Genomic DNA, 26,101 nt, shown 5'->3' with positions numbered 1-26,101 from the left:
CGTATAACCGGACTCGACTCGGCTCAGCTCTCGAGGTGGAGGGTGCAATTATGAAGCAGCGGCGTCCACTTGCTGCCGTCGAACTCAAGAATGGAATAGGACATGTTGTTGAGATAGGTTTGGCTGAGTCCGTCGCAGAGAACTTCCAGCAGTTGGGCCAGGTAGCTTCCGTGCGTAACGACGAGCAGCCTGGAATCAGGGTACTGCTCCTCCATGCGGGCGACGAAGGCTTGGCCACGCTCCTGCACGCGTTCATCCGACTCGATGCCCGCATCTGGATGGGTCCGCCACATCGCTCCCCAACGCTCGATTCTTTCCGCTTCCTTTGTCCCCTCTACAAGACCGAAGCTGCGCTCCGTCAGAAGCGGTTCCGGCTCGAGCAGCGGAATGTCCAGCTTCTCGGCGATGACTACCCCGGTTTCCCGCGCACGGACCAAAGGACTGGTCACGACTCCATCCCATATGTCGCCGTCCCTGAGCAGCCTGTCCGCAAGCCTTCCGGCCTGATCCCGCCCTTCCCCGTTCAGCGGTATGTCCGTAATGCCTTGAATTCGTCCCTCTGCATTCCAATCCGTCTTCCCATGACGGATCAGCCCCAGCTTCATCATCTTGTCCATTCTCTCCTTCGTTCTGAACCTAAAAATCCGGCCGCAAATGCAGCCGGAAACGGTCTTACCCTTATTTGCGAATTCGCGAAAGCCAATTCAGCATGAACAAAATCAGTACCAGCCCCAGCATGGACAAGATGATCCAATATTGCGGCGTTGTCGGCACGATATTGAGTATGAACGGATCGCTGACCTGGGCTACGGGAGTGTCGGCAGAAAAGCTCGCCTTGAACATCGTGCCCGATGAGGCGCTTGCGGTCTCCATCAATCCGGTCTGGGTAGCCGTTTCCGAATCCGCGTCGCCGCGGCTTAACAGCACGTATAACAAGCTGGTCGTAAACATCGCCAGGCAAGCTGCCACAGCAGCCGAAACCCGGTTGTTCAAATGCCTGCCCAGCGGATGAAACAGTCGCGGCTTGGGATTGTACCCGTCTTCCGCATAAATTCGATCCATAACCTGTCGGTTGACTGACTCAGCGGATTCCCAGGAAGCAGCTTCGTCTTCCTCCGCGAGCTGCCTGATCAGCAGCTCGCTTTCCTCCCACAAGCGGAAATCTTCCTTGCAAGCTATGCAATGCTTCAAATGCAGGTCGACGGACAGCTTTAAAGGGTCGCCTTCGGGGAGATCCCAGTAAAGGCCGAGCGCCTCCTGCACTTCATCGCATTTCATCGCAGCTTCATCCCTTCGAAATCTTCGCTCGCAACCTCTTCGAAGTAAGGCTCCAGCTGCATCTTCACGCTGCTTCTGGCGCGGAAGAGCAAGGATTTGACCGAGCTGACCGTGCCTCCAAGAATATCAGCGATTTCCTGATAATCCAATCCATCATATTCTCTCAGCACAAGCGCGGAACGCTGCTTCTCGGGCAAGGTGCGGATCGCATCTCTCACGAGCGACATGCGCTCCCCCTGAAGGATCTGCTGCTCTGGAGCGGCTTCCTCCGGCGCTGCCGGCATCAGCCCGCTCTCTTCGAGAGGGATATGTATGCTGCGCTGCTTGCGCAGCTCGCTGAGCACCGTATTGCGCGCGATGGTGTACAGCCAGGTGGAAAATTGGGCATCCACCTCACGGAAGGAGCTCAGGCTTCGATAGGCCTTGTAGAAGGTTTCGGAGCACAGGTCCTCCGCGGCAAGCTCCATCTTGGAGCTCCGCAGCATATGAAGGATGAAAGACATGATCTTGCGCTGGTAACGCCTCATTAATTCGGAGTAGAGCTCAATATTTCCGTCTTTGATTTGCCGGATAAGTTCGGAATCAAGCATGACAGGCGGTAGTACCTCCTCACCTGCAAATATTCCGTTCCGGTTAAACAATTGTACCGGAGCGGCTGCAGAAAGTTGCGCTGTCTGAAGAAAAAAAGTTCGAAGCCTCTTATGAGTATTTCGGAACGGCGGATCTCATTCTGTATAGATTCCAATTCGATAAGGAATTTCATAATCCTGCCGCCTTCGACAAGAATCATTACCCAATAATTGGATGGCCCAAAACTCACTGTATTGTAGCATGGGCTCGGAGGTAATATCGGAAAATGAGGAAAGTTTAAGAAAAACAAAAAGCCGCCTTATAAAAGGCGGCCCGCACAAGACGTGCGATGGAGTTGGATAGGAGTGGAGAGAAACCATACTGTAGTGCTAGTATAATGTATCCGTTTTCAATTTGTCAATAAGCGTTTTCATTTTTTTATTATGGAGGCTATGTTCATTATCATAGTTGATTTTCAGCCAAAATATTGCCTTAATAAACCGCCCTTTACAGGGTCTATCGCACCAATAGTTCAGCGCCGTCCATGCTTGTTATAACGTTACGTCTACCCACCTTCTGACCACTTCTTTTAGGAGCTCTCTTTTAACTTCGACATCTTTTATATTGGTAAACTTTATTGTGGCTCTGTCATTTGTTACCCATTCCATTAGTCCTTGCACATCTTCGAAGTAACGCTTCACGTTTATGCTTTCTTTTGCTTTGGCTCCTCGGTGAAGCACAAGTCTAAAAAAGCCATTTCCATGAAGGTTGAAGGTTATTCTATCATCATCATGAAAACAGAAACTCGGTGCATTCCATTTCACATGTTCGGAAAGCTCCCTATCCGTACCTAAGACGATCCTACGGACCTCTTCAATTTCCCTTTTCAATGGATGTACAAGATTCTGTAAATATTCTTCGACTTGTCGTTCGCCTGGAAGGTTCGCCATTTTGATCACTCCTATGCACATTTAATTGCTCAGTACTAATTTTGGACTTTGAACCATTTTCAACCTACGATATGGTCAATTTAATTTCGATTCCAAATGCTCCAGGTACTTTGTTGCCACTCCGTTGTATCTTTTACAGAAAACAGGCATGAGGACACCAACAGGTTTTTCTTAGTTCGACGCTGTGTTCTCATACTCCTTGCTGTCGAGATGGCGAACGGCCACGGGCAACGAGAACCCATGCTTGGTCATTATTAATCCCACGATATTTGGCTTTCCCACCACGTTTACGTGGCTGGCGTTCTGCAATATTCCGCTTGCCCTTTTCCGAATACAGAAATTTCAACGATACCTTGAAATACTTCGGTCGGAATCTGCTTCAGAGCCGCGAGAATCTTATGCCGCCAGTAAACCAAGGTGACATGCGCGACTTCACCGTTCAATTGTTCTGCACATTTTCTCAGAGAAAATCCCTCAATCATACATTCAATCAAACGAACCCAAATATGAGGTCTCCTTGTTCGTTGAAGTGGGGTACGTGATATTACCCTCATTTCAGAACATTGGTTCGCATCTATCCAATATCAACAACAAAGATTAACATAGCCATTTTGGAAGAGAAAAATAGACTTTTTGCAGATTGATCCTTTGGATAGGAGGGCTGACGGCTAGCCCTGCAACATACAAAAAAAAAGATCCCGGGAGCCGGGATCTTCCATCCAATCAGAACTTGACGGTATATTCGAATTGCTCCAGCACGTCGACGGCTTGATCCAGATCGCCCTGCGTGCGGAAGCTGAGCCTGAGCACGCCCGGCACATCCTCGCGGCTTTCGATGATCTGCAGGTTGCTGAGGTTGATCCTGCGGTTGCCAAGCTCCGTGGCGATCTTGCCGATGATGCCGGGATGATCCGGCACGTCCATGTAGCATTCATAGACGGATTGCAGCACGCCTCGGCGCCTCTCCGGCAGCGAATCGCGGAACTCGCCCGCGCTTCGGAACGCTTCGCTGACAGCCTCCCCGTCCCCTTCCCTCAGAATATCGGCGAAACGGCTCATCTCGCCTTTCCATTCGTCGAGCAGGTCGAGCACGACATCGCGATTGTCCAGCAGAATATCTCTCCATACGGTCGGATCGCTCGATGCAATCCGCGTAATGTCCCGGAATCCTCCTGCCGCCAGCATGGCGTACATGCCGGAATCCTCGTTCCGCTTCTGCACCTGGTTGACCAGGGCGACTGCGATCAGATGCGGCAGATGGCTGATCGCTCCGACGATGCGGTCATGCTGGACGGGGTCCATCGACACGACTCGCGCGTTCGTCAAGGCAAGCAGGCTGCCGAGCCTCGCGACAGCTTCCTCCGGCACGGCAGGATGAGGAGTGAGGATATAAAAGGCATTTTCGAACAAATGCCTTGAAGCGGCCTCGACTCCCGCTCTCTCGGAGCCCGCCATCGGATGGCCGCCGATGAACAAGGCGCGTCCCAGATCGCATTGCGACGCCGCATCCATGATGCCGGCCTTCGTGCTCCCCACATCGGTGATGATGCAGCCCGGCTTGAGCGGCAGCCTGCCGAGCTGGGCGAGATAGCCGCCGATCAAGCCCACCGGCACGCACAGAAAGATGAAGTCGGCTCCCTGGACGGCCGTCTCCAGCGAAGTCGTCGCTTCATCCACGACATGAAGCTTCAAGTATTTGTCTGCGGATTCCTGCCTGTAGGAATATCCTGTGACATGGAATCCTTCCATTCCTTTGAAGCAAAGGGCAAGAGAGCCGCCGATGAGGCCGGCTCCGATAACTGCGATTCTAGTATCCAACTTACCCGAGCACCGCCGCTTCTCTCAGAACCTGTTCCAGAGCCGCGATCAGCTTGCGGTTGTCCTCCGCCTTGCCGATGGAAATCCGCAGCCAGTTCGGCGACTTCGGCCAGTTGGCCCTAGTAATGAAGCCTTTGCGGAGCAGGGCGTCGAAAGCATCCTTGGAAGGAATCCGCACATCGACGAAGATAAAGTTCGCCTGAGTCGGGAAATACTTCAGTCCAAGACGGTCGAATTCCCCTTGCAGGTAATCGCGCTCGCGGATGTTTTTCTCGCGGCAGCCGTCGACGAAGGCCTGGTCGGCAAGCGCCGCCCTCGCTGCAGCCTGGGCGACACGGGCCGTATTGAACGGCTCCCGCACCAGGTTGATGCTGTTGATGACCGAAGGATGGGCGATTCCGTACCCGATCCTCAGCGCCGCGAGTCCATAGATTTTGGAGAAGGTGCGGAGCGAGATCAGGTTGTCGAAGCGCTTCAGCAGCTCGAGGCTGTCGTGGTAGTCCACATCGTCGACGAAATGGCAGTATGCTTCGTCCAGCACGACAAGCACGTCGCTGCGGATGCTGTTCATGAAGGAGGACAGCTCCTCCTGCGTCACGATCGCGCCCGTCGGATTGTTCGGCGAGCAGATCCAGACCACCTTCGTCTTGTCCGTTACGGCTGCCAGCATCGCGGGAAGATCATGCCTGCCTTCGACGAGCGGAATCTCGATGATGACGGCATTCTCCACGACGGCGTTATGGCGGTATTGGGAGAACGTCTCGCTGGCCATGATCGTCTCGTCTCCCGGCTCCAGGAAGGAGCGCGCGATCATAAGAATGATTTCGTCCGCTCCATTGCCCCAGATCAGCTGCTCCGGCTGCACGCCAAGATTGGCGGCCATGGCCGCCGTCAGCTCGATGCTGGCTCCGTCGGGATAGATGCTGTTGTTCTCGATCTCGGCGATGATGGCCTGACGGGCCAGCGGCGAGCTGCCGTACGGGTTCTCGTTGGAGGCGAGCTTGATGACTTCATCCAGTCCAAGCTCCCTCTTGACGTCCTCCACCGGCTTGCCGGGCTGGTAGACGGGCAGATGTAAGATGTTGCGCTTTGCTTGCATAGGATCGTCACCTCAATGATTGATTTCCGCCTGGGTGTTGCGTTATGGCATCTATTGTCTCACAGATGGCGGAAAGATGGAAGCACTTTAAAGCGTTGCACTATCAGAAAGAGCATCGGCCTCCCGAAGGAAGCCGATGCTCACGGCGAAGCAAGTCAGGCATGGCTGCCGAGCAGGCTACACCCGCAATCCGGCGACAAAGCGGCCGATCTGCTCGATGCCTTGCCGGTACGTCGTTTCATCGGAGAGCAGCGGCAGCGCCTCCTCCACCTGGCTGACGATCGCGCTGCCGACAATGACTCCGTCCGCGCTGGCGCTCATCCGCTCCACCTGCTCCCGGCTGCTGATGCCGAATCCGACGGCGATCGGCAGCCGCGTCGCCTCGCGCACCGATTCCAGGAAGCCTTCGAGGCCGGCATGGAACTCGCTGCGCATGCCCGTCACGCCGAGCGAGCTCACGCAGTAGACGAAGCCCTGGGCCTCGGCGGCAATCCGCTGGACGCGCGCCTTGGAGGTCGGCGCCACGAGCGGCACGAGATGGACGCCCGCTTCCGCCGCCATCTCGCGCACCTCGCCATCCTCCTCGATCGGGAGGTCCGGGATGATCAGGCCGCTGATGCCCTGCTCGTGGAGCAGGGTGAAAAATCGCTCGAGGCCGTACTGAAGCACCGGATTGTAGTAAGTAAAAAGGATGAAGGGCATCTTGACGCCTGCCTCCCGGGCTTTGGCCGCGACATCGACGCATGCTTCCAGCGTAATCGGATTGCGCAGAGCTCTCTCGGAAGCCTTTTGAATGACAGGGCCGTCGGCAAGCGGATCGGAATACGGCACGCCGAGCTCGATCATGTCGGCTCCGGCCTTCTCCAGCTCGACGACGATATCGACCGTCGTGCGCAGATCGGGGTCCCCGGTCGTGATGAATGGAATGAGCGCCGTCCGCTTCTCTGCTTGGAGCCGTTCGAAGACGAGGTCAATTGGATTCATGCTTCAGCCCTCCGAGATATCCCATAATCGTTTCCACATCCTTGTCTCCCCGGCCCGAGAGGCTGACGACGATCGTCTGGCCGGCGGGCAGGGACGGCGCCAGCTTCATCACATGCGCGATCGCATGGGCCGACTCCAAGGCGGGAATGATGCCTTCCGTCCGCGACAGCAGCTGGAGAGCCTCAAGCGCCTCGGCGTCGGTGACAGGGAAGTATTCCGCCCGGCCGACATCCTTGAGATAGGCATGCTCGGGGCCGATTCCCGGATAGTCGAGTCCGGCGGAAATGGAATGCGCCGGCTGCACCTGGCCGGTCTCATCCTGCAGGACGTAGCTGAGAGAGCCTTGGAAGACGCCGTGCCGGCCCTTGGTCATCGTGGCGGCATGCTCCTCCGTATCCACGCCGCGTCCGGCCGCTTCGACGCCGATTAGACGGACGGATTCGTCTCCTACGAACGGGTAGAAAATGCCCATGGCGTTGCTGCCGCCGCCGACGGCGGCCACGATGTAATCCGGAAGCCGTCCCTCATCCTTCAGAATCTGCTCGCGAGCCTCGTCTCCGATGATGCGCTGGAAATCCCTTACAATCATCGGATATGGATGAGGGCCCGTAACCGAACCGAGAATGTAATACGTATCGTCCACATTGCTGACCCAGTAGCGCAGCGTTTCGTTGCAGGCATCCTTGAGCGTGCGCGTGCCGGAGAGCACCGGCACCACTTCCGCCCCAAGCAGCTGCATCCGGAACACGTTGAGCTGCTGGCGCTTCATGTCTTCCTCGCCCATGAAGACCTTGCATTCAAGTCCGAGCAGGGCCGCGATCGTGGCGGAAGCGACGCCATGCTGGCCGGCGCCGGTTTCGGCGATGATTTTCTTCTTGCCCATCCGCTTGGCGAGTACGCCCTGTCCGATCGTATTGTTGATTTTATGGGCGCCAGTATGGTTGAGATCTTCGCGCTTGAGATAGATCTTCGCTCCGCCCAGATGCCGAGTCAGCCGCTCGGCGAAATACAAGGATGTCGGCCTGCCGGAATAGGTATGGAGAAGCTCGTTCACTTCAGCCTGGAAGTCAGGGTCCTGGGAATAATGCTTGTACGCCTCCTCAAGCTCGAGGAGCGCGTTCATCAGCGTCTCCGGTACGTAACGGCCGCCGAACTTGCCGAATCGTCCGCTTGCGTCTGGTACTTGAATCATGCTGGCTTCACCCTTTCCGTAAATGCCCGGATCAGCTCCGGGTCCTTGACGCCGGCGGCTTCAACGCCGCTCGAGACGTCGATGCCGTCTGGCGAAAATTGCTCGATCAAACTCGATACGTTGCCGGCATGAAGCCCTCCGGCGATGAAAAGCTTCTTCCCGACGCTGCGCGCTGCTGCCTGATAGGCCGGTATGAGGCTCCAATCAAATGTCTTGCCGGTGCCGCCGCCTGCCGTATCGAGCAGGAAAGCTTCCGCTCCCGCCTCCGCAAATTCCCCTAGCTTGCGGCTGATGCCGGCCGGAGTTCCGTCCGGATCCGCATGCAGAGCCTTCCAGACCGGAACGCCGAAGCCGGCGGCGATTCGGCACAGCTCCGGCTCTTCGTTCCCGTGCAGCTGCAGCGCCTGGAGCGGAGCATGCCTGAGCGCCGCTTCCAGCTCTTGCGGAGATGCATCCACGAATACGCCCACCGCTAGCGGCGAAGGGGAATCCCCGCGGGCCGGGCCGGCGCCCGCACGCAGCGCTGCAATCAATGCTCCCGCCTGCTCCGGCGATACCTGCCTGCGGCTGCGGGCGAAAATAAACCCCGCGTAATCCACCGGAAGCCCGCCGATGAGACTTGCCGCCGCTTCGTCCCTGATGCCGCATAGTTTGAGCAGAGGAATCGCGTGCCGATGCCCTGTCGGTCGTTCAGCGCCCGTCATCTGGCTGCTGCCGCTCCCATCAGCTCCAGGACAGCCTGCCCGGGATCCGGCTGGCGCATGAAATGCTCTCCGACCAGAACGCCGCAAGCTCCGGCAGAGGCGACGTACTCGACGTCCTCCGGCTTGGAGATCGCGCTTTCGCTGATCAGGGACACTCCCGGCGGCGCCATCGCCGCCAGTCTTGCCGTCGTGCCGAGATCCGTCTCGAATGTATGCAGGTTGCGGTTGTTGATTCCGACCAGCCTGGCCAGGCCGAGATCAAGCACCATGTCCATTTCCCGCTCGTCATGAACTTCCGTGAGAACGTCGAGCCCGATCGACTCGGCGATCTCATGCAGCTCCTTCAGCTCGTTCCGCTTCAGGATGGCGGCGATCAGCAGAACGGCGTCGGATCCGATCAGCCTGGCCTCGTAGACTTGGCGGAAGTCGATGAGGAAGTCCTTGCGCAGCAGCGGCAGCTTCACCGCGCTGGAGACGGCCGTCAAATACTCGTTCGCCCCCTGGAAATAGTCCTTGTCGGTCAGCACCGAAAGACAGTCCGCTCCGGCGCTCTCATACGACCGGGCCAGCTTCTCCGGCTGGAAATCCGGCCGGATCAGCCCTTTGGACGGAGACGCCTTCTTCACTTCCGCGATCAGCCCGACGGAACGCTTCCGTCCTGCGGTGACGGCATGGATGAATCCCCTCGCAGGCTCCATCCGCGAAATCTCCTTCTCGGCTTCTCCCAGCTTGAATCGGGAAGCAAGCTCAGCGACTTCTTCTTTTTTGGTATGGACGATCTTATCCAGAAACATGGCTGTATTCTCCCGTCTTGCGGATCAGCTGCTGCAGCTTCGCTGCGGCGGCTCCTCCGTCGATGATGCGGCGCGCAAGCTCCACGCCTTCCTCCAGCGATTGTGCCTTGTCTCCGACATAGATGCAAGCCCCCGCGTTCAAAAGAACGATATCCCGGTATGCGCCTGTCTCCTCGCCATCGAAGATCGCGCGGATGATCTCCGCGTTGTCCGCCGGGCTGCCCCCGGATATCGCCTCCAGCGGCCAGCGGCGCAGCCCCAGCGATTCCGGCGTCAAATCGTAGGTCCGGATTGTTCCGTCCTCAGCCAATTCCGACACCTGAGTCGCGGCGGAGATGCTGATCTCATCCAGTCCGTCGTAGCTGGAGACGACCATCGCCCGCTTCAGGCCGAGTCCGCCGAGGACGCGGGCGACGGATTCCGTGCGGGAGCGGTCGTACAGCCCGAGCAGCTGGCGGTCGGCTCCTGCCGGGTTGGTGAGCGGTCCAAGCATGTTGAAGATCGTGCGCACGCCGAGCTCGCGGCGCGGAACCGCCGCATGCCGCAGAGAGGGATGATAGAGCTGCGCGAACATGAAGCAGATGCCGATCTCCTCGAGGCATTCGGCCGCCTGCACCGCCGTCAGGCTGATGTTGACTCCGAGCGCCTCCAGCACATCCGCGCTGCCGGCCTTGCCCGACATCGCGCGGTTGCCATGCTTGGCGACCCGTACTCCGGCAGCCGCCGCGATGATGGAAGAGGATGTGGAGATATTGAATTTATGGATGCCCGAGCCGCCTGTGCCGCAAGTATCGAGCAGGCCGTCGCGGGTCGTGCTGACACGGTCGGAGTAGCTGCGCATGACCTCGGCGAATCCGCTGATTTCGTCCACAGTCTCTCCTTTCATGCGGAGGGCGGTGACGATGGCGCCGATCTGGGCGGAGGTCGCCTCTCCCTCCATGATGAGACGCATGACGCTTCCGGCTTCCTCGCGGCTCAAGCTGCCGCCGCCGATCAGGCGGCCAAGAGCTTCGGCGGCCGTCACTCCTTGCATGGCTTCCATCATGTCCGCGCCTCCTTCATCGTATCGGCGTAATAGTCGCTGTTGACGAGCTGCAGCTCGGGAACGGTCTTCGCAGCCGGCGGAAAAGCCGCTTCGGCGATGCGGATCGCCTTGAGCATGCCCTTGGCCTTGTTCACCGTCTCCTCGTATTCCTTGACCGGCACCGAATCCCAGACGATTCCCGCTCCGGCCTGGACATAGGCTTTGCCGTTCTTGAAGATGATCGTCCGGATCGTAATGCATGTATCCATGCTTTTGCCGCTGAAGCCGAAGTAGCCGATCGCCCCGGCATAAGCTCCGCGCGCCTCGTTCTCGAGCTCGGCGATGATTTCCATCGCTCTCAGCTTGGGCGCTCCCGAGACCGTTCCGGCCGGCAGGCAGCTGATGAAGGCGTCGAAGAAATCACGGTCGCCGCGCATTTTGCCCGTCACGTTGGACACGATATGCATGACATGGGAATACCGCTCGATCTGCATGAAGGAATCGCATTTTACCGTGCCGAACTCCGCCACGCGGCCGATGTCGTTGCGGCCGAGATCGACGAGCATCAAATGCTCCGCCCGCTCCTTGTCGTCGGCGAGCAGCTCCTCCTCGAGAGCGAGGTCCTCCTCGGCGGTTTTGCCCCGCGGCCTCGTGCCCGCGATCGGCCTCGTCTCCACCTTACCCTCGGACACCTTCACCAGCGCTTCGGGGGATGTTCCGACGATGACCTCCTCATCCATTTTGAGATAATACATGTACGGAGAAGGATTCAGCGTGCGAAGCACCCGGAATACATGGAGCGGATCCACTTCCGTCTCGACATGGAACCGCTGGGACAGAACAACCTGGAAGATGTCTCCCGCGCGGATGTACTCTTTGGCCGTGTCCACGTTCGCGAGAAACTGCTCCTTCGTCACATTGGATCGGATATCGCCGAGATCGGGATCCTCCGGAAGAGCTCCGCCTGATGTAAGCGGAAGCGGCACCGGCTGCCGGATCCGGTCAAGCACGGTGTCGATCCTGCCCACCGCAGCGTTGTACATGCGCTCGATGTCGCTGTCCGTGGCGGCTTCCGGAATATGCACATTGCCGATGACTTGAATCTGCTGCTTGAAGTGGTCGAACACGATCATCGTATCGCAAAACATGAACTGAAGATCGTTCATTTGCAGGTCGTCCTGCCTGTGCCGCGGCAGATTCTCGTAGTAGTGGAGCAGATCGTACCCGAAAAACCCGACCGCCCCGCCTGTAAAGGAAGGAAGTCCCGCAAGCTCGGGGCTTCGGTATGCCCTCAATCTTGCTTTAAGAGCTTCCAGCGGCTTGCCCTCAAGCTCGATGCGCTCACCGTTCGTTTCCATCATCATGGAGCCGTTCTTGCCGCTGATCATCATGAACGGGTCCATGCCGATAAAGGAATGCCGCGCCCACTTCGCTCCGCCTTCTACGCTTTCAAGCAGGAACGCGCGCTTCTCGCCGGCAAAATGCTGGAACAGCCGGATCGGCGTCTCCGTATCGGCCAGCAGCTGCCTTACGACCGGAATAAGGTTGTAGCGTCCTGCCATCGACTTGATCGTCTCAAGCTCTTGATTCATCGCTTATCGTCTCCTTATGGAAATCCAGGATGCAGAAAAGCAAAAAACGCTCCCGCAAGGCGCGGGAGCGTTCCAATAGATAAGACAAAAAAGACGACGGCAGGCAAGGAATCATGCACGAACCCCATCTCCATGCGGAAAAGATGGCGATCGCGAATGAAGCAGCCGCATCGGGCTGTCCTCCATGCTTCAGCTCAAACTCAACTCGTCTAGTCTCATCTAAGGCTCCCCGCCACTCTCGGCCCTCTTGCCGCCGGACATGTGCGAAGACTACCTTGGAAAGTCCCACTCGGACTTTGCTTAACTGCCTCAACTATACAGGACGGTCCTTGCAGGCGTCAAGAAGAAAGGAATGGCCTGCAAGCGCCGAATGACCGAAAAGCGGGCTGGAGAGCTTGTTCAAGCTCCCTCGGGCCGCAGTTGACTAGGGAGCCGAAGTGCCGCTCAGATCCGGTCTCAGCGCCCTTGCGCCTTTCATGTACACATGGCGGATCTCCCGCTGCGTCCGGTCGGTGTTGACCATAAGCATCAAGCGGATGCAGCGCTCCAGGCTGCCCTTTACCGGAACCTCGACCGAACACATGAGAGGCACCAGCTCCCAGCCGTCCATTTCCCGGATCGCCTTCGCCGGGAATGCGGCGTCGAGATCGGCCGTTACCGTAATCATGACGCTGCATATGTCTTCCGGATCGATACCGTTGTCGGCTACGATCCCCTGGAGAACCTCCAGCGTCGCATCCAGAATGGGACGCTCCTCGTTGGAGTCCGCCGTGATCGCTCCCCGAATTCCCCTTACGCTCATGTCCATCTCTCCTCCCGCTTCAGCCTCTCGACGATGGCTCTCACCATGCCAGCCTCGATGCCGTTTCGAATCTCGACCGTGCCGACGGCCGTCGGCACGATGAAGGTCATCCGGCCTTCGCCGAACTTCTTGTCATGCATCATCGCTGCCATGACGGCATCCGTATCGTAATGCTCCGGCAGGGCGACCGGAAGCCCTACCGATTCCAGCGCTCGCTTCGTCGTCTCGTAGACTTCCAGCGGCGCTCCAAGCTCGACGCCGAGCATGGCGGAGCCGATCATGCCGATCGAAATCGCTTCTCCGTGGCGCAGCTCGTCATAACCGGCGACCGCCTCCAGCGCATGTCCGATCGTATGCCCCAGATTGAGAATGGCCCTCAGGCCGTTCTCCCGCTCGTCCCGGGAGACGACTTCCGCCTTGACCGAGCAGCCCTTGTATAGGGCATGTCCGAGGACGTCAGGCTCCAGCGCCAGCAGCTGTCCTGCATGGCCGACGATCCATTCGACGAATCCGGCATCCCGAATCAGGCCGTGCTTGACGACTTCGGCCAGGCCGCTGCTCACCTCGCGCGGAGGCAGTGTAAGCAGCGTATCCAGATCGTACAGCACGAGCTCCGGCTGATGGAAAGCGCCGATGATGTTTTTGGCGAGCGGGTGATTGACCGCCACCTTGCCGCCGACGCTGCTGTCATGCGCCAGAATCGTCGTCGGCACTTGGACGAATCGGATGCCGCGCATATAGGATGCGGCGGCATAACCCGCCAGATCCCCGACAACGCCGCCGCCGAGCGCCACGATGGCGGACTTGCGGTCCAGGCCGGCTTCGAGGCAAGCCGTGATGACGTTCTGGAACATGTCCAGAGACTTCGACTTTTCCCCGGCCGGAACGATGAACCGCGCCGCGGCATAGCCCGAAGCTTCGAGCGCCGCAGCGAGCGGCTCCAGCCATCTGTCCGCGACATTCTCGTCGGTGACGATCAGCAGCGGAGACTTGCGGCTGATCGCCTTCTCCGCGAACAGCTCGCCGGCTCGCTGAATCAGCCCTTGGCCGATGCAGATGGGATACGATCTGTCCCCGAGATTGACCGTGAGCTCGCGCATGCTAGTATTCCCCTACTTGCCTGAGGTAGGCGTCGTAGTTGGCGCGGATTTCCTCCATGGAATCGCCGCCGAACTTCTCGAGGAACGCCCGCGCCACTTCCCAGGCGACGACATGCTCCATGACGACGCTCGCCGCCGGAACCGCGCAGCTGTCGGAGCGCTCCACCTGGGCGGTGAACGGCTCTCTCGTGTCGATATCTACGCTTGCGAGCGGCTTGTAGAGAGTCGGGATCGGCTTCATGACGCCGCGCACGACGATCGGCTCTCCGGTCGTCATGCCGCCTTCAAAGCCGCCTGCGCGGTTGGAGGCGCGATGGTAGCCGCGTTCCTCGCTGTAGAGGATTGGATCATGCACCTGCGAGCCGCGCAGCACACCGGCCTCGAATCCGATGCCGATCTCGCAGCCCTTGAACGCGTTGATGCTGACGACGGCGCCTGCAATGCGCGAATCCAGCTTGCGGTCCCACTGCACATGCGAGCCGAGTCCGACAGGAGCTCCTTCGATGATGCACTCCACGACGCCTCCGATAGAGTCTCCTTCGGCCTTGATCTGATCGATGTAAGCCGTCATCCTGGCCTCCGTCGCCTTGTCGACGACCCGGACGGAAGATTGCTCCGTCAGCACGCGAAGCTCGTCGGCGGACAGATCGTTCGGCGGCGCCTCGATCTCGCCGATCCGGATGACCTGGCCGGCCACCTTGATGCCGAATGCCGCCAGCAGCTGGCGGGCGACGGCGCCGACCGCCACGCGGGCAGCCGTCTCGCGCGCGCTGGAGCGCTCCAGCACGTTGCGCAGGTCCTTCAGGTTGTATTTCAAGCCTCCGTTGAGATCCGCATGGCCCGGACGCGGACGGTGGACCCGGCGCTTGGCCTCGTCGCCGCCTTCGATCGGCTCGATGTTCATGACGGATGTCCAATGCTTCCAGTCGTTGTTCGCGACGACCAGCGCTACGGGGGCGCCGGTCGTGCGGCCATGACGTACGCCTCCGACGATATCGGCCGTATCCTTCTCGATCTGCATCCGCCTGCCGCGGCCGTAACCGAGCTGCCTGCGGTGGAGCTGGAAGTTCAGCTCCTCGAAATCAAGCTGGAGATTGCTCGGCAACCCTTCGATAATGGCCGTCAGCTGGGGGCCGTGTGTTTCTCCCGCTGTCAGGTAACGTAGACTCAAGACTAACTCCCCCTCATCATGGTAAGCGCCGGCTTCGCCGGAATCGCTTTAATACGACAACGCTTTTAAGAATGCAAGTGCCATACTGCGACAAGACGGACTGGGCGCAGCCGGAAGGAATGACCTGTCCGGGCAGCGCTCAGCCCTTTGCAATTCTTCGCCGTTCGTCCAAGTTTCTTTGCCCATTATAGTATAGCCCATCCACTTTGACAAGAAAGAGCAGAGCGGTGCCCGCCTCTATGAAACGGACGCCTGCGCTTGGATTGAGGCCGGGGCACGCCGCCTGGACGCAAAAAAAACCGGCTCCCGGGGAGCCGGCGGAATCAAGCGTAGCTGCGGCGGTAGAAAAACGTATCCGCCGATTCGAGGCCGTAGTCGCCGGGAGAAAAGATCTGCTCCGTGCTGCCCACGAACAGAATGCCTCCCGGCCTCAAGGCTTCGGCAAACCGGCGGTACAGCCCCGACTTGGCCTCCTCGGTAAAATAGATCATCACATTGCGGCAGATGATCAGATCGTACGGACCTCCAAAAGCATCATCGAGCAGATTATGCTGCCGGAAGGAAATCTTTTCGCGGATATCCTTGCGGATCGCATAGCTGTCTCCCGAGCCTTCGAAATAGCTGTCCAGCATCTTCTTCGGCACATCCTTGACGGAACGGGCCGGATAAGTGCCTTGGGCGGCCTTGGCAAGCACGGTCCGGTCCAAATCCGTCGCATCGATCTGGCTGCGGGACAGCGCGCCGGCTTCGTTGAGAAGTACGGCCAGCGTGTACGGCTCTTCTCCGGTGGAGCATGCGGCGCTCCAGCAGCGAAGCCTCGGCGATTCGGCGAGCAGCTCGGGAAGGAACCGGCTCGCCAGCACATCCCAGCGGCTCGGGTTGCGCCAGAACTCGCTTACGTTGATGGTCATCCGGTCCAGGAATTCGTCCATCAAGGCGCCGCTGCCGGACAGTGCTTTCCAATAAGCCTCGAAAGTGGCGTAGCCATGCTTGTGGCGCAAAGTGGTCAGCCGTCTCCGCATTTGGGCTTCCTTGTACTGGGACAGGTCGATACGGGTCGATGAGCGGATCAGTCCGACAAAACGAAGGAAATCCTCATCCTCCGCCGTCGTCTGGTCAGATCCAGCGGGCAATGGTCCGGTCATAGTCGATAAGCTCCTCCGGGCTGAAGAACAGGCCGATTTCCCGCTTGGCGTTATCCGGGGAATCGGAACCGTGGATCAGGTTCAGGTTCGTATGTACGGCATAATCGGAGCGGATGGTGCCCGGCGCCGCCTCGGCAGCGTCCGTCTTGCCGATGAGGGCGCGGGTAAGGGCGATGACGTTGTCCCCTTCCCATACCATGGCGAAGACCGGTCCCGCGGTTATGAAAGCAAGCAGCGGCTCGTAAAAGGGCTTGCCCTTATGCTCGTAGTAATGCTGCTCGGCGAGCTCCTTGCTCACGCGCATGAATTTCGCTCCGGCCAGCTGCAGTCCCTTTTTCTCGAATCGGGCGACGATTTCGCCGATCAGGCCCCGCTGCACTCCGTCGGGCTTGACCATCAAGAACGTTCTTTCCATACGAATTCCCTCCTGATTGCAGTCGTATGCCGGCCAATTGCCGTTAATAGCTGCGTTTGTTGATGAAGCGGGCAATGTCGGTCAAGTTCTTTTTCGCCGGCAAGTCCGGAAGTCCTTCCAGAGCCTGCAAAGCTTTTGCCATAAATCGCTCCGCCATCTGCTCCGCGATGCCTACGCCGACGCTCGAGCGCACGAGCTGGATGGCGCTTCGCGTATCCGAATGGCCTTCGTTCTCGCGGATGACGGCGATCTCGCGCAGCAGCGGCTCGCGCAGCCCAACCTCCTGCAGAGCCAGCAGCACCGGAAGCGTCATGTTGCCTTGACGGATATCCGAGCCGGGCGGCTTGCCGATCTGCTTCTCCGTGCCGAGCAGATCGAGAAGATCGTCCCGAATCTGGAACGTCATGCCGATGTTGTACCCGAACCGGTACAGCTGTCCGCTTGTCCGGCGGTCCGCGCCAGCGGCGACGGCGCCGAGCTGGCAGCTGATCGCGATGAGCAGAGCGGTCTTGCGGCGGATCCGCTTCAGATAGTTGCGGACCGTCTGCTCCGTGTTGAAGAAGTCGCGCACCTGCTCCATTTCACCAATGCACATCTCGACCATCGCCTTGGCCAGAATCTGATGCAGCTCCGGATTGGAGAACGAAGTGATCAGCTCCAGCGCCTTGGCGTAAATATAGTCCCCGGTGTACATGGCGATGCGGTTGTCCCACTTGGAGCCGACGGTCGGCTGGCCGCGGCGCGTCCTCGCATTGTCGATGACGTCGTCATGGACGAGGCTGGCGCTGTGAATCAGCTCGAGCGTGACGGCGACCCGCTGCAGCTCCTCCAGCCGGTAATCTCCGAACCGCCCGGCGAGCAGCACGAATACAGGACGGATCCGCTTGCCTCCAGCCTGGAGCAAGTGCAGAGAGGTTTCGCCGAGAAGGCTCGTGTCCTCCGCGACGGCCTGTTCCAACTGCCGCTCGATTCCATTTAGGTCGCCCTTCATTTTGGCGTACAAATCAAGAAGTTTCATGGATTCACCTGCCCGAGAATGATTGCGAGTTCCAAAATTCCAGCGCCACTTCCCGATCAATAAGCCCCATCGTGTGCGCGTGCTTGTAGTACAGCTCTAGTCCCGCCTGCAGCTCCGGACCGAAATCATAGCGCAGCCCCTCGAAATAAGCGGTCCAGTAGGCCGACGTGCCGCCGACGGATGCCATCGCCCGCTCCACGAGAGGCGTCAGATCCCGCAGGCTGCGCCGCCTGCTCTCCAGCATGTCGCGGTGCAGCTTGGCCAGACTGTCCGGGTGTTTGTCCACTGCGCCTCGGTCCGCCGCAACGACGGCGTAGGTCATGCCGAGTCCGGTCCAGCGATGCCATTCCTCGCCGAGATCCATCACTTCGAGCCCGTGGCCGAGCCACGACGCCTTGATCGCGCTGTCCCCGATCAGCAGGGCGGCGTCATGCTCAGCCAGCATGGCATGCAGGTCCGGTTCCATGATCGAATACTCCGGATTGCCGTCGTAACGCAAGGTCAAAATCATTTTGAGCAGATTGATGGAAGTCGCGGATGTGCGGGTCAAGGCGATCCGGCCGCGGAGCACTTCCTTCAGAGGTTTTTTCATGAACAGCAGGATCGATTGGACCGGTCCCACCGTGCCGACGGACAAGTCCGGCAGCAGCAGGTAGCGCTGCGGATCCATTCCGTAGATGAAGGACGATACGGCAGACGCCTCGAGCTCTCCGGCCTGCAGCATCCGGTTCAGATCGGACGGCACCTTCTTGACGATCGTGTACGCTTCGTCGGCATCCGGTACGTAATGAAACATCGGCCATGCATTGGTGTAATCGATTCTCCCGACGTTAATCGGTCCGCTGTGAGCCATTGTCATCATCTCCCCATCTCCGGAACAAGTCGTGTTCCAGTCCCATCACGTCCATCAGCTTGCCGACCAGAAAGTCGACCAGGTCCTCCATCGTCCGGGGACCGTAATAGAAAGCCGGCATGGCCGGCACGATGGACACTCCCATGCGGGAAAGCTTCAGCATATTCTCCAAATGAACGGCATGCATAGGGGTTTCCCTCGGCATGAGGATGAGCTTGCGACCTTCCTTCATCATCACATCCGCTGCGCGGGTCATGAGATTGTCGGAAGAGCCGTGCGCGACAGCGGACAGCGTTCCCATCGAGCAGGGCACGATCGCCATGCCTTGCACCCGGTATGAGCCGCTGGCGATATTGGCCCCGATGTCGCCATTGGGATAGAGCCGGAGCCGGCCTTCGGACAGCGCATCGCCGAACGCCAGCTCAAGGGCTTCCGTCCGCTTGGAGGCGTTCCAGCCCAGCTCTTCCTTCAGAACCCGCCAGCCCGAATCCGTGACGACCAGCTGCACCTGCACGCGCGCGCGGAGCAGCTCCTCCACAAGACGGACTCCATAGACAGCCCCGCTCGCTCCCGTTATGCCGACGACCCAGCGCATAGGAGCTGCAGCATGCTTTCCTCCGGTATCTAGCTCCATGCCCGAATCACCGCCAGATCAAGGATGGTGAAGGCCAGCATCGTTATGGCCAGCGCACCGTTCATCGTGAAGAACGCCGTCTGCAGGCGGCTCATGTCCGTCGGCTTCAGAATGAGATGCTCATAGAAAAGGATGCCTAGGGAAATGACGGCGCCGGCCAGGTACAGCCAGCTGAGATCCGTAATGACGAACAGCAGCAGGAAGCAGGCTGCCGTAATGACGTGGAACAGCTTCGCGATTGTCAGCGAGCGGTTGATCCCGAACCGCGCGGGAATGGAGTAGACCTTTTCCTTCCGGTCGAAATCAATGTCCTGAAGCGCATAGATCGTATCGAAGCCGGCCAGCCAGAACACGATCGCGACGTAGAGCACCCAGGCTCCGGGATGGAAGGAGCCGGTGACGGCTACCCAGCCGCCGAGCGGCGCCAGTCCGATCGTAAGCCCCAGAATGACGTGGCAGAGCCAGGTGAACCGCTTGGCGTACGAATAAATGACAAGGAAAAAGATGGCGATCGGCATCAGCTTCAGGCAGATCGGATTCAGCTGCGAGGCCGCGATGAAAAAGAGGACGAAGGAAAGGATGACGAAGAGCACAACCTCTCCTGTCTTCAGCAGACCGGCAGGAAGTGCCCTCTTTTCCGTTCTCGGATTTCGCAGGTCGATCGCCTTGTCGATGAGGCGGTTCAGCCCCATCGCGGTGCTGCGCGCTCCGATCATCGCCAGCGTGACCCAGCCCGCCTCCGCCCAGGAGGGCAGATGCCCTTCCATGGTGACGGAGCCGAGCAGCATGCCCATATAAGCGAATGGAAGCGCGAAAATCGTATGTTCAACCTTGATCATTTCTAGAAAAATGCGGAGTTTGCGAATCATTTTCCTTCCGTCCCCTTCGTTCCGATATGCAGCGCTGCAATGCCCCCGGTGAGCGCATCCGCGCTCACCGACTCCAGCCCTGTCTTGCGGAACAACTCCGTCAATCCATGCCTGTCTGGAAACTGCTTGAGAGAATCCGGGAGCCACTTGTACTGCTCGTACGACTTGGCGAACAGCTTGCCAAGCTGCGGCAGCAATTGCTGAAAATAGAAATAATAAATGCCCTTGAACGGCTGCCAGGTAGGTTTCGACAGCTCCAGGCAGACCACTTTGCCGCCCGGCTTCACCACCCGCTTCATCTCCCGCAGCACCTGCTCGAAGTCCGGAACGTTGCGCAGGCCGAAGCCGATCGTCGCGAAATCGAAGGAATCGTCGGGAAACGGCAGCTCCATCGCATTGCCGCGGATCAGCTCGATCTGGTGTCCCCGCCCCGCCTCGACAACCTTGCGCTTGCCGACATCGAGCATCGCCTGGCTGAAATCCAGCCCGACGACACGGCCGGTCGCGCTCGCCTCGGCAATTGAAAGCGTCCAGTCGCAAGTGCCGCAGCAGAGGTCGATCGCGGTCTGGCCGGATTTCATATTCATTTTGCGCATGGTGAATTTCCGCCAGGCCTTATGCCGGCGGAAGCTCAGCACATCGTTCATCAGATCGTACTTGGGAGCGATCTTCTCGAAGACGCCGTGAACGTGTTTGGCTTTTTCATTCTGTTCCATTCTCGTTGTCACCTCATCTCGCCGGTCATTGGGGAAGTCGGTACGGCAGCCGCCATCAGCCGGTCGCCGATCAGCAGCACTTCTTGCGCCAGGCGATCCGACTCGATGCGCCCAGCCAGCGTCCTGAACTTGTCGGCGCAAGCGGCAAGCTTGTCCGCCAGCAGCGTCTGGATCCGATAGCGCTCGATGAGGTCCCTGGCTGCGGCGGAATCCGGAGCGGACGGCTGCAGAAGCAGCTCCCGGTCCTCCGCGGCACCAGCCTCGAGCACATGCCAGTAGCCCCAGCTTCCCGCGAGAGCATGCTCTCGAAGCGAACGAGACCATTCCTCCTGCAGGACTTCCATTCGCGTCAGCGTAAGCAGCAGCTCGTTCCAAAGGGGACGAATCTTTTCCTCCAGCAAAATCGTAAAGCTGTCAAAGAGGATGCTGCGGATGCCGGCGTGCCGATCCAAATATTCCTCCGCTGTCAGGGAATGGTCCTTGGCCTGCACGTACAGGCCGGTCTTGAGCCTGTTCGCCTCGCAGATCGAGCCGCTGAGGCGGCGGATCATATCGATCTGGCCCGCACCGGCCAGCAGCTGGTAGAAGCGGCTGCTGAAATAATCGCCGGCCAGCACGCGAAGCTGGCGCTCGCGCATATCCTTGATGCCGCGATCCCCGGCTTCGGTATCGACGCGGTCATGGGTGTCAAGCCCGAGCTGCACGAGAGAAACCGCAAGCGAATACAGCTCGCTTGCGGCAGCCGCAAACCTGTGCTGGCTGAGGAATCCGAACAGCAGGCGGATCCGGCTGTCGGGAAAATCCGGCAAGGCCGCGTGGCGCCTGATCATCTCATGGTCGATGTATTTGCTGGCAAGTTCAGGAATTCGGTATCGTGTCATCGGGTAAGCCTCCGAACATAACGGCCGATAGTTGACCGTTCAATAATCTAAACTATTATACCACAATCGAATTGTTTAAGCACAGGCATCGCCGTCAAGACGGATTCACTGCCTGCCGCCGGATTCGGCGGCCCATTCCGAATGGTAGGTAAGGCGAAGCCTCGACGCCCAAAGCTTGTTTTGGGACGGATTGATATCGCTCCAGTCCTTGAGCTGGTCCGCATTCATCCATGGATCCGCACGCCTCATATCCGCCGCTGCGAGCAGCGTGCCTCCGCTGTCCTCGACGCGCACCAGCAGGCGGCTTACATTGGCAGCCTGCACGAAGCTCAAGCCGGCCAGCTGGCGGATATCGTCGAGCCAGTCGCTTCCTCCCGGAGCCGCTCCTCGCCCGTCAAGATCGATCTTGAGCACCGACCCGGTCCATTCCACCCTTGTGATCCGCCTCTTCAGGCTCATCGCGCTGAGCCGGTCCACCAGGCTGCCTTGATCCAGCAGAGCGGGCTGCTGGACGCGGAACACGGCTTTTTCCTTATCCGCGGCAACCCCGCCGGGCGAAGGGAAGATGGACAGCAACAGAACGGCCCCCAAAGCTGCGCAGCCGGCCGCAGCCAGCCGAATCCCGATTCCCGCACGCATAAGCGCGCACCTCCTGCCCTATCGGCCTGAAGCGACTGACGCTCCAAGCGCTTATGAGATCAGTATACGGGCAGCGGGCGCAAATCATGTCCAAGCTTCGGCTGCAATCGGCCTCTCCGGGCCATCAATGCCTATTCCTGCCGGGTTTCATCGACGCTTAAGAGAATCCTCGTCTCCACATGGCAAAAAAAAACAGGCTCCCGCCTGTCCTTCATTCTCCGGCTTCGACCGTGCCGTACCGCGTCATGATCGTCGCGCGTCCGCGGATCTTGATCGCGGATGTATGATCCGTGAACTGGGCGATGAGGACTTCTCCCTTGTCCAGCTTCTCGGAGTGATGAAACTTCGTATCCGTTCCGCGAGTGAGACCGATGACGGTTACGCCTTGATCCTTCGCCTTGATGACAATGTAATCTCCTTCGAGAGCTTCCATGTCCATGCCTCCTTCACTGTTCATTTCAGAAGCTTCTATCAAAAACTGCTCTCCCGGATACTCCAGGAAAGCAGCTCGCGATACATATGTATGGTCGGAGTAACAGGATTTGAACCTGCGACCTCACCCACCCCAAGGGTGCGCGCTACCAGGCTGCGCCATACCCCGACAACATCGGTCTGCCTTGCGTCGGCTGCATTCGCGCTGCGGACATGCAATCCGCAAGAAGAAAAAGAATGAGTCCGGCTATCCTTCGCTTCGGCACAGGAACGATTATAGCATCCTCATGCAGGGGCTTGCAACCGTTCTTGGGATCGTTCAGGGACTCTCTCTTGAACTCCTGTCCGGCCTTGAATCCGTCTCTGATCCGGAAAAAAATAAAACGTCCGAACGGAAGCATTCGGACGGCTCCCTGCAAGGAGGGATTAGCTGGATACGAGGTCTTTCAAGGACTTGCCCGGCTTGAAGGCAGGCGTCTTGCTCGCAGGGATTTCGATTTCTTCCCCCGTCTGCGGATTGCGTCCTTTGCGTGCCTGGCGTTCGCGAACTTCAAAGTTGCCGAAGCCGACAAGCTGGACTTTGTCTCCTGCCTGAAGGGCGTCGGAGATGGCGTCGAACACCGCGTCAACCGCTTTCGTCGCGTCCTTTTTGGACAGCTCGGTCAGCTCGGATACTTTGGCAATCAGATCGGTCTTGTTCAATGATCTCACCTCCCAATGGTACTAACCCTATCACTTGTTTTACCGTTTCCTGCAAAAATATACCTTTTGTAGCGGAACAAACTTATACTATACCAGCAACAAGAGGAATACAAGATTATTTTTGGCCGGACAAAGCCCTTGGATAGCGGCTTAAAAACCGGTTTCAAAGAAGCGGAATCAAGCCCTTTTGCGGTTCAGGTGAATGAATGTGATCGCCAGCGCGAGCACCAGCACGGCGCCCTTGATGAAGTCGTTGGAATAGTACGGAACGTTCATCATCGTCAGTCCGTTCAGCAGCACGCCGATCAGAACGGCCCCGAAAAAGGTGCCGACAATGTTAGGCCGTCCTTTGCCCAGCACCGAATAACCGACGAAGACGGCCGCTACCGCTTCCATGAGGATCGGAGCGCCGGCGCCGGACTGGCCGCTGCCGGTACGGGCTGCGAAGAGCAGGCCGCCGATGGCCGCGAACAACCCCGACAGCACATAAGCCGCGGTGCGGATGCGCTTCACCCTTACGCCGGATAGACGGGCCGCTTCCTCGTTGCCTCCGGTCATTTCCATCTGGCGTCCGATCCGCGTGTATTTGAAAAAGATGAAAACGGCGACGAAGGCGACGGCCATCAGCACGACCGGAACCGGGATGCCGAGCAGCTCGCCCTGCCCCAGCCACAGGAAGGACGAAGGAATCGTACCCGGAGCGGTCGAGCCGTCCGGCATGATCATGTTGCTGTAGATGGAATTGCCTTTGGTGAATATTTGCTGGATGCCCGAGACGATATACATCATTGCGAGCGTGGCGAGCAGATCCGGAATCCGCACCCTTACGATCAGGAGCGAATTGACCAGCCCTACCGCCGCTCCGAGCAGGAGCGAGCCGATAATGACGACTGCGAGCGGCATCTGATACCAGACCATGAGCGCTGTCGAAAAAGCGATGACGATCGATACGGTCGAGCCGACCGACAGGTCGAAGCCGTCCACGGACAGTGAGAACGTGACGCCGATCGCCACGAACGCCGTAATCGAAATCGCCCTCAAAATCGAGGCCAGGTTGTCGTACGTAAAGAAATGCTTGTCCCAAATGGAAAAGAAAATAATGACAATGCCGATGACCAAAAGCGATCCATATTTGAAAATGAAATCGGCCGATCTGGAATTCATGCTGTTCCTCCTCTTCCTCCGCTGGCTTCAATGAGCAGCTCCTCCAGAGAGGCTTGCCCTCTCGGGAACTCCTTCACGATCGCCCCGTCATACATGACCAGAATCCGGTCGGCGATGCCGACGGCTTCCTGGAATTCGCAAGTCAGGTACAGGATCGCCTTGCCCTGCGCGGCCAGATTGCCGATGACGCGGAAGATATCGCTTTTGGCGCCGATGTCCACTCCCTTGGTCGGCTCGTCGAACAGATATACCGACGCTTCCGTCGGAATCCATTTGCCGATGCTGACCTTCTGCTGGTTGCCTCCGCTCAGCGTGGCGATGATCTGCTGGAAGCCCGCCGTCTTGATTCCCAGGGAAGAGATCAGGCCCGAGGCCGACTCCTCCTCCTTGCGCCCAGCCAAAAAACCGAGCCGCGTCCAGCGCTTCAAGGAAGGGAGGCTGAGATTGCGCAGGACGGAATCCGACGCGACAATGCCCTGCCGCCTTCTCTCCTCGGGCACGAGGGCGATTCCCGCCGCTACGGCGTCGGCCGGCTGATTCAGCCTGAGAGGTCTTCCGCCGGCGCGGATCGTTCCGCCGTCGACGGAATCCGCGCCGAAGAGAGCTCGGGACAGCTCGGTCTTGCCTGCTCCGACAAGCCCTACGACCGCGACGATTTCGCCGCTCCGCACCTTCAGGCTGACATCCTTCACCCGGCTCCCGCTCCGCAGTCCGTTGACATCGAGAACGACTTCGCCGATTTCCGCCTCCAGCTTCGGATACTCTTCCTCGAATTTGCGTCCGAGCATCGCTTCCACTACGCCTTCGGGAGTAAGATCCCTCTTGTCTGCGGTAAGGACCCGCATGCCGTCGCGCATGACGGTGATGCGGTCGCTCACCCGGAACACCTCCGGCAGCCGGTGGGTGATGAAGATGATGCCGATTCCGCTTGCCTTGAGCCCTTCGATGACACGGAAGAGCCGCTCAGCCTCCTCCAGGCTGAGCGGCGCCGTAGGCTCGTCCAGAATGACGAATCGTGCGCGTTCCGTTAACAGGCGGGCAATGAGCACCAGCTGCTTCTCCGCAAGGGACAGCTCCCCGGCCGGCTTATGGAGCGGAAGCTCCACGCCGAGCCGCTGCAGCGCGGCACCGGCTTCTTCGGCCATCGCTTTCCAGTTCACCCATCGTCCCGCGCCGTTTGCCGCATGGCGGTCGAGGAGGATGTTCTCCGCCGTGCTGAGTGCCGGCACGATCGCCGTGTCCACTTCCTGGTAGACGCAGTGGATGCCCAGCGCCTTCGCCTCGGCCGGACCGCCGAGAACGACCGGTCCCCCGTCGATCTCCACGCTGCCCGAGTCGGCTCCGTACGCGCCGGAAAGTATTTTGATCAGGGTGCTTTTGCCTGCCCCGTTGGCGCCGAGAAGAGCATGGACCTCTCCTCCAGCCACCTCAAGGCCGGCGTCCTTCAATGCCGGAACTCCGGAAAAGGACTTGCATATCCCAGACATGCACAGCATGCTTGGCTGGCTCAAGCTTCATCCCTCCCGTTCATCGATCTGGTTGCAATCTTCCTTGC

The 26,101-nt window shown here is 58.9% G+C and carries 28 protein-coding genes, 1 tRNA gene and 1 pseudogene; all 30 read right to left on the bottom strand.

Annotated features, from left to right (window positions below; genetic code table 11):
- Positions 1-23 precede the first annotated feature (23 nt).
- The 30 genes and pseudogenes from VE23_RS02735 to VE23_RS02590 all read right to left on the bottom strand — a co-directional run bounded on the left by VE23_RS02735 (position 24) and on the right by VE23_RS02590 (position 26,033).
- Positions 24-608 carry a histidine phosphatase family protein gene (locus tag VE23_RS02735; protein ID WP_307721776.1) on the bottom strand — a complete coding sequence of 195 codons (585 nt, stop codon included), beginning with the start codon at positions 606-608 and terminating at the stop codon, positions 24-26.
- Positions 609-678: 70 nt separating this feature from the next.
- Complete coding sequence (locus VE23_RS02730) at positions 679-1,263, bottom strand: hypothetical protein (protein WP_127506542.1); 585 nt, start codon at positions 1,261-1,263, stop codon at positions 679-681.
- An 11-nt stretch (positions 1,264-1,274) separates the two neighbouring features.
- Positions 1,275-1,868 carry an RNA polymerase sigma factor gene (locus VE23_RS02725; RefSeq protein ID WP_048746923.1) on the bottom strand — a complete coding sequence of 198 codons (594 nt, stop codon included), beginning with the start codon at positions 1,866-1,868 and terminating at the stop codon, positions 1,275-1,277.
- Between the two features lie 531 nt (positions 1,869-2,399).
- The gene (locus VE23_RS02720; protein WP_049867232.1) at positions 2,400-2,798 is read right to left on the bottom strand and encodes a DUF1801 domain-containing protein; all 399 of its coding nucleotides are present in this window, start codon (positions 2,796-2,798) and stop codon (positions 2,400-2,402) included.
- 217 nt (positions 2,799-3,015) lie between these two features.
- A pseudogene (locus VE23_RS26315) lies at positions 3,016-3,343 on the bottom strand (IS1595 family transposase); the annotation flags it as partial.
- A gap of 178 nt (positions 3,344-3,521) precedes the next feature.
- On the bottom strand, positions 3,522-4,616 hold the full coding sequence (locus VE23_RS02710; protein WP_021877917.1) for a prephenate dehydrogenase: 1,095 nt from the start codon (positions 4,614-4,616) through the stop codon (positions 3,522-3,524).
- Position 4,617: 1 nt separating this feature from the next.
- Entirely contained in the window at positions 4,618-5,715 is a 1,098-nt protein-coding gene (hisC, locus tag VE23_RS02705) for a histidinol-phosphate transaminase (protein ID WP_049867230.1), read from the bottom strand.
- Positions 5,716-5,892: 177 nt separating this feature from the next.
- Positions 5,893-6,699 (bottom strand): tryptophan synthase subunit alpha, encoded by an 807-nt coding sequence (trpA, locus tag VE23_RS02700; RefSeq protein ID WP_049867229.1) that lies wholly within the window; start codon positions 6,697-6,699, stop codon positions 5,893-5,895.
- The gene (gene trpB, locus VE23_RS02695) at positions 6,686-7,891 is read right to left on the bottom strand and encodes a tryptophan synthase subunit beta (RefSeq protein WP_048746917.1); all 1,206 of its coding nucleotides are present in this window, start codon (positions 7,889-7,891) and stop codon (positions 6,686-6,688) included. Before trpB ends, trpA begins: the two co-directional genes overlap by 14 nt.
- Positions 7,888-8,595, bottom strand: a complete 708-nt coding sequence (locus VE23_RS02690; RefSeq protein ID WP_021881620.1) for a phosphoribosylanthranilate isomerase — start codon at positions 8,593-8,595, stop codon at positions 7,888-7,890. The genes trpB and VE23_RS02690 overlap by 4 nt, the downstream gene beginning before the upstream one ends.
- Positions 8,592-9,389 carry an indole-3-glycerol phosphate synthase TrpC gene (trpC, locus tag VE23_RS02685; protein ID WP_048746915.1) on the bottom strand — a complete coding sequence of 266 codons (798 nt, stop codon included), beginning with the start codon at positions 9,387-9,389 and terminating at the stop codon, positions 8,592-8,594. The genes VE23_RS02690 and trpC overlap by 4 nt, the downstream gene beginning before the upstream one ends.
- On the bottom strand, positions 9,376-10,434 hold the full coding sequence (trpD, locus tag VE23_RS02680) for an anthranilate phosphoribosyltransferase (protein WP_084781238.1): 1,059 nt from the start codon (positions 10,432-10,434) through the stop codon (positions 9,376-9,378). The genes trpC and trpD overlap by 14 nt, the downstream gene beginning before the upstream one ends.
- Positions 10,431-12,005, bottom strand: a complete 1,575-nt coding sequence (trpE, locus tag VE23_RS02675) for an anthranilate synthase component I (protein WP_049867228.1) — start codon at positions 12,003-12,005, stop codon at positions 10,431-10,433. The genes trpD and trpE overlap by 4 nt, the downstream gene beginning before the upstream one ends.
- 424 nt (positions 12,006-12,429) lie before the next feature.
- Positions 12,430-12,807 carry a chorismate mutase gene (gene aroH, locus VE23_RS02670; protein WP_048746911.1) on the bottom strand — a complete coding sequence of 126 codons (378 nt, stop codon included), beginning with the start codon at positions 12,805-12,807 and terminating at the stop codon, positions 12,430-12,432.
- On the bottom strand, positions 12,804-13,907 hold the full coding sequence (gene aroB, locus VE23_RS02665) for a 3-dehydroquinate synthase (protein ID WP_049867227.1): 1,104 nt from the start codon (positions 13,905-13,907) through the stop codon (positions 12,804-12,806). Before aroB ends, aroH begins: the two co-directional genes overlap by 4 nt.
- A 1-nt stretch (position 13,908) precedes the next feature.
- Positions 13,909-15,078, bottom strand: coding sequence for a chorismate synthase (aroC, locus tag VE23_RS02660; RefSeq protein WP_049867226.1), 1,170 nt, complete (start codon positions 15,076-15,078; stop codon positions 13,909-13,911).
- A 323-nt stretch (positions 15,079-15,401) separates the two neighbouring features.
- Positions 15,402-16,223: a CheR family methyltransferase gene (locus VE23_RS02655; protein WP_048745547.1), complete on the bottom strand. Its 822-nt coding sequence runs from the start codon at positions 16,221-16,223 to the stop codon at positions 15,402-15,404.
- Positions 16,195-16,638, bottom strand: coding sequence for a nucleoside-diphosphate kinase (gene ndk, locus VE23_RS02650; protein WP_049867225.1), 444 nt, complete (start codon positions 16,636-16,638; stop codon positions 16,195-16,197). The genes VE23_RS02655 and ndk overlap by 29 nt, the downstream gene beginning before the upstream one ends.
- Positions 16,639-16,681: 43 nt before the next feature.
- Complete coding sequence (locus VE23_RS02645) at positions 16,682-17,656, bottom strand: polyprenyl synthetase family protein (RefSeq protein ID WP_048745545.1); 975 nt, start codon at positions 17,654-17,656, stop codon at positions 16,682-16,684.
- Positions 17,657-17,660: 4 nt separating this feature from the next.
- Positions 17,661-18,518, bottom strand: coding sequence for a menaquinone biosynthesis protein (locus VE23_RS02640; protein ID WP_021879525.1), 858 nt, complete (start codon positions 18,516-18,518; stop codon positions 17,661-17,663).
- Entirely contained in the window at positions 18,487-19,143 is a 657-nt protein-coding gene (locus VE23_RS02635) for a UbiX family flavin prenyltransferase (RefSeq protein ID WP_021879526.1), read from the bottom strand. The genes VE23_RS02640 and VE23_RS02635 overlap by 32 nt, the downstream gene beginning before the upstream one ends.
- Positions 19,134-20,012, bottom strand: a complete 879-nt coding sequence (locus VE23_RS02630) for a UbiA-like polyprenyltransferase (RefSeq protein ID WP_021879527.1) — start codon at positions 20,010-20,012, stop codon at positions 19,134-19,136. The genes VE23_RS02635 and VE23_RS02630 overlap by 10 nt, the downstream gene beginning before the upstream one ends.
- Positions 20,009-20,728 (bottom strand): demethylmenaquinone methyltransferase, encoded by a 720-nt coding sequence (locus VE23_RS02625; protein WP_048745543.1) that lies wholly within the window; start codon positions 20,726-20,728, stop codon positions 20,009-20,011. The genes VE23_RS02630 and VE23_RS02625 overlap by 4 nt, the downstream gene beginning before the upstream one ends.
- A gap of 8 nt (positions 20,729-20,736) precedes the next feature.
- The gene (locus VE23_RS02620) at positions 20,737-21,609 is read right to left on the bottom strand and encodes a heptaprenyl diphosphate synthase component 1 (protein WP_049867224.1); all 873 of its coding nucleotides are present in this window, start codon (positions 21,607-21,609) and stop codon (positions 20,737-20,739) included.
- Between the two features lie 105 nt (positions 21,610-21,714).
- The gene (locus VE23_RS02615; protein ID WP_021879529.1) at positions 21,715-22,248 is read right to left on the bottom strand and encodes a hypothetical protein; all 534 of its coding nucleotides are present in this window, start codon (positions 22,246-22,248) and stop codon (positions 21,715-21,717) included.
- Positions 22,249-22,459: 211 nt separating this feature from the next.
- Positions 22,460-22,681, bottom strand: coding sequence for a trp RNA-binding attenuation protein MtrB (gene mtrB, locus VE23_RS02610; protein ID WP_076357080.1), 222 nt, complete (start codon positions 22,679-22,681; stop codon positions 22,460-22,462).
- Positions 22,682-22,772: 91 nt separating this feature from the next.
- Positions 22,773-22,849 (bottom strand) — tRNA-Pro (locus VE23_RS02605).
- Between the two features lie 257 nt (positions 22,850-23,106).
- On the bottom strand, positions 23,107-23,382 hold the full coding sequence (locus VE23_RS02600) for an HU family DNA-binding protein (RefSeq protein WP_048745535.1): 276 nt from the start codon (positions 23,380-23,382) through the stop codon (positions 23,107-23,109).
- 177 nt (positions 23,383-23,559) lie between these two features.
- On the bottom strand, positions 23,560-24,546 hold the full coding sequence (locus tag VE23_RS02595; protein WP_049867223.1) for an ABC transporter permease: 987 nt from the start codon (positions 24,544-24,546) through the stop codon (positions 23,560-23,562).
- On the bottom strand, positions 24,543-26,033 hold the full coding sequence (locus tag VE23_RS02590; RefSeq protein ID WP_049869606.1) for a sugar ABC transporter ATP-binding protein: 1,491 nt from the start codon (positions 26,031-26,033) through the stop codon (positions 24,543-24,545). Before VE23_RS02590 ends, VE23_RS02595 begins: the two co-directional genes overlap by 4 nt.
- Positions 26,034-26,101 lie beyond the last annotated feature (68 nt).

The organism is Paenibacillus sp. D9 (genome assembly GCF_001188365.1).
Lineage (GTDB): Bacteria > Bacillota > Bacilli > Paenibacillales > Paenibacillaceae > Paenibacillus_O > Paenibacillus_O humicus.
This window is presented reverse-complemented; position numbering and strand designations above follow the sequence as displayed.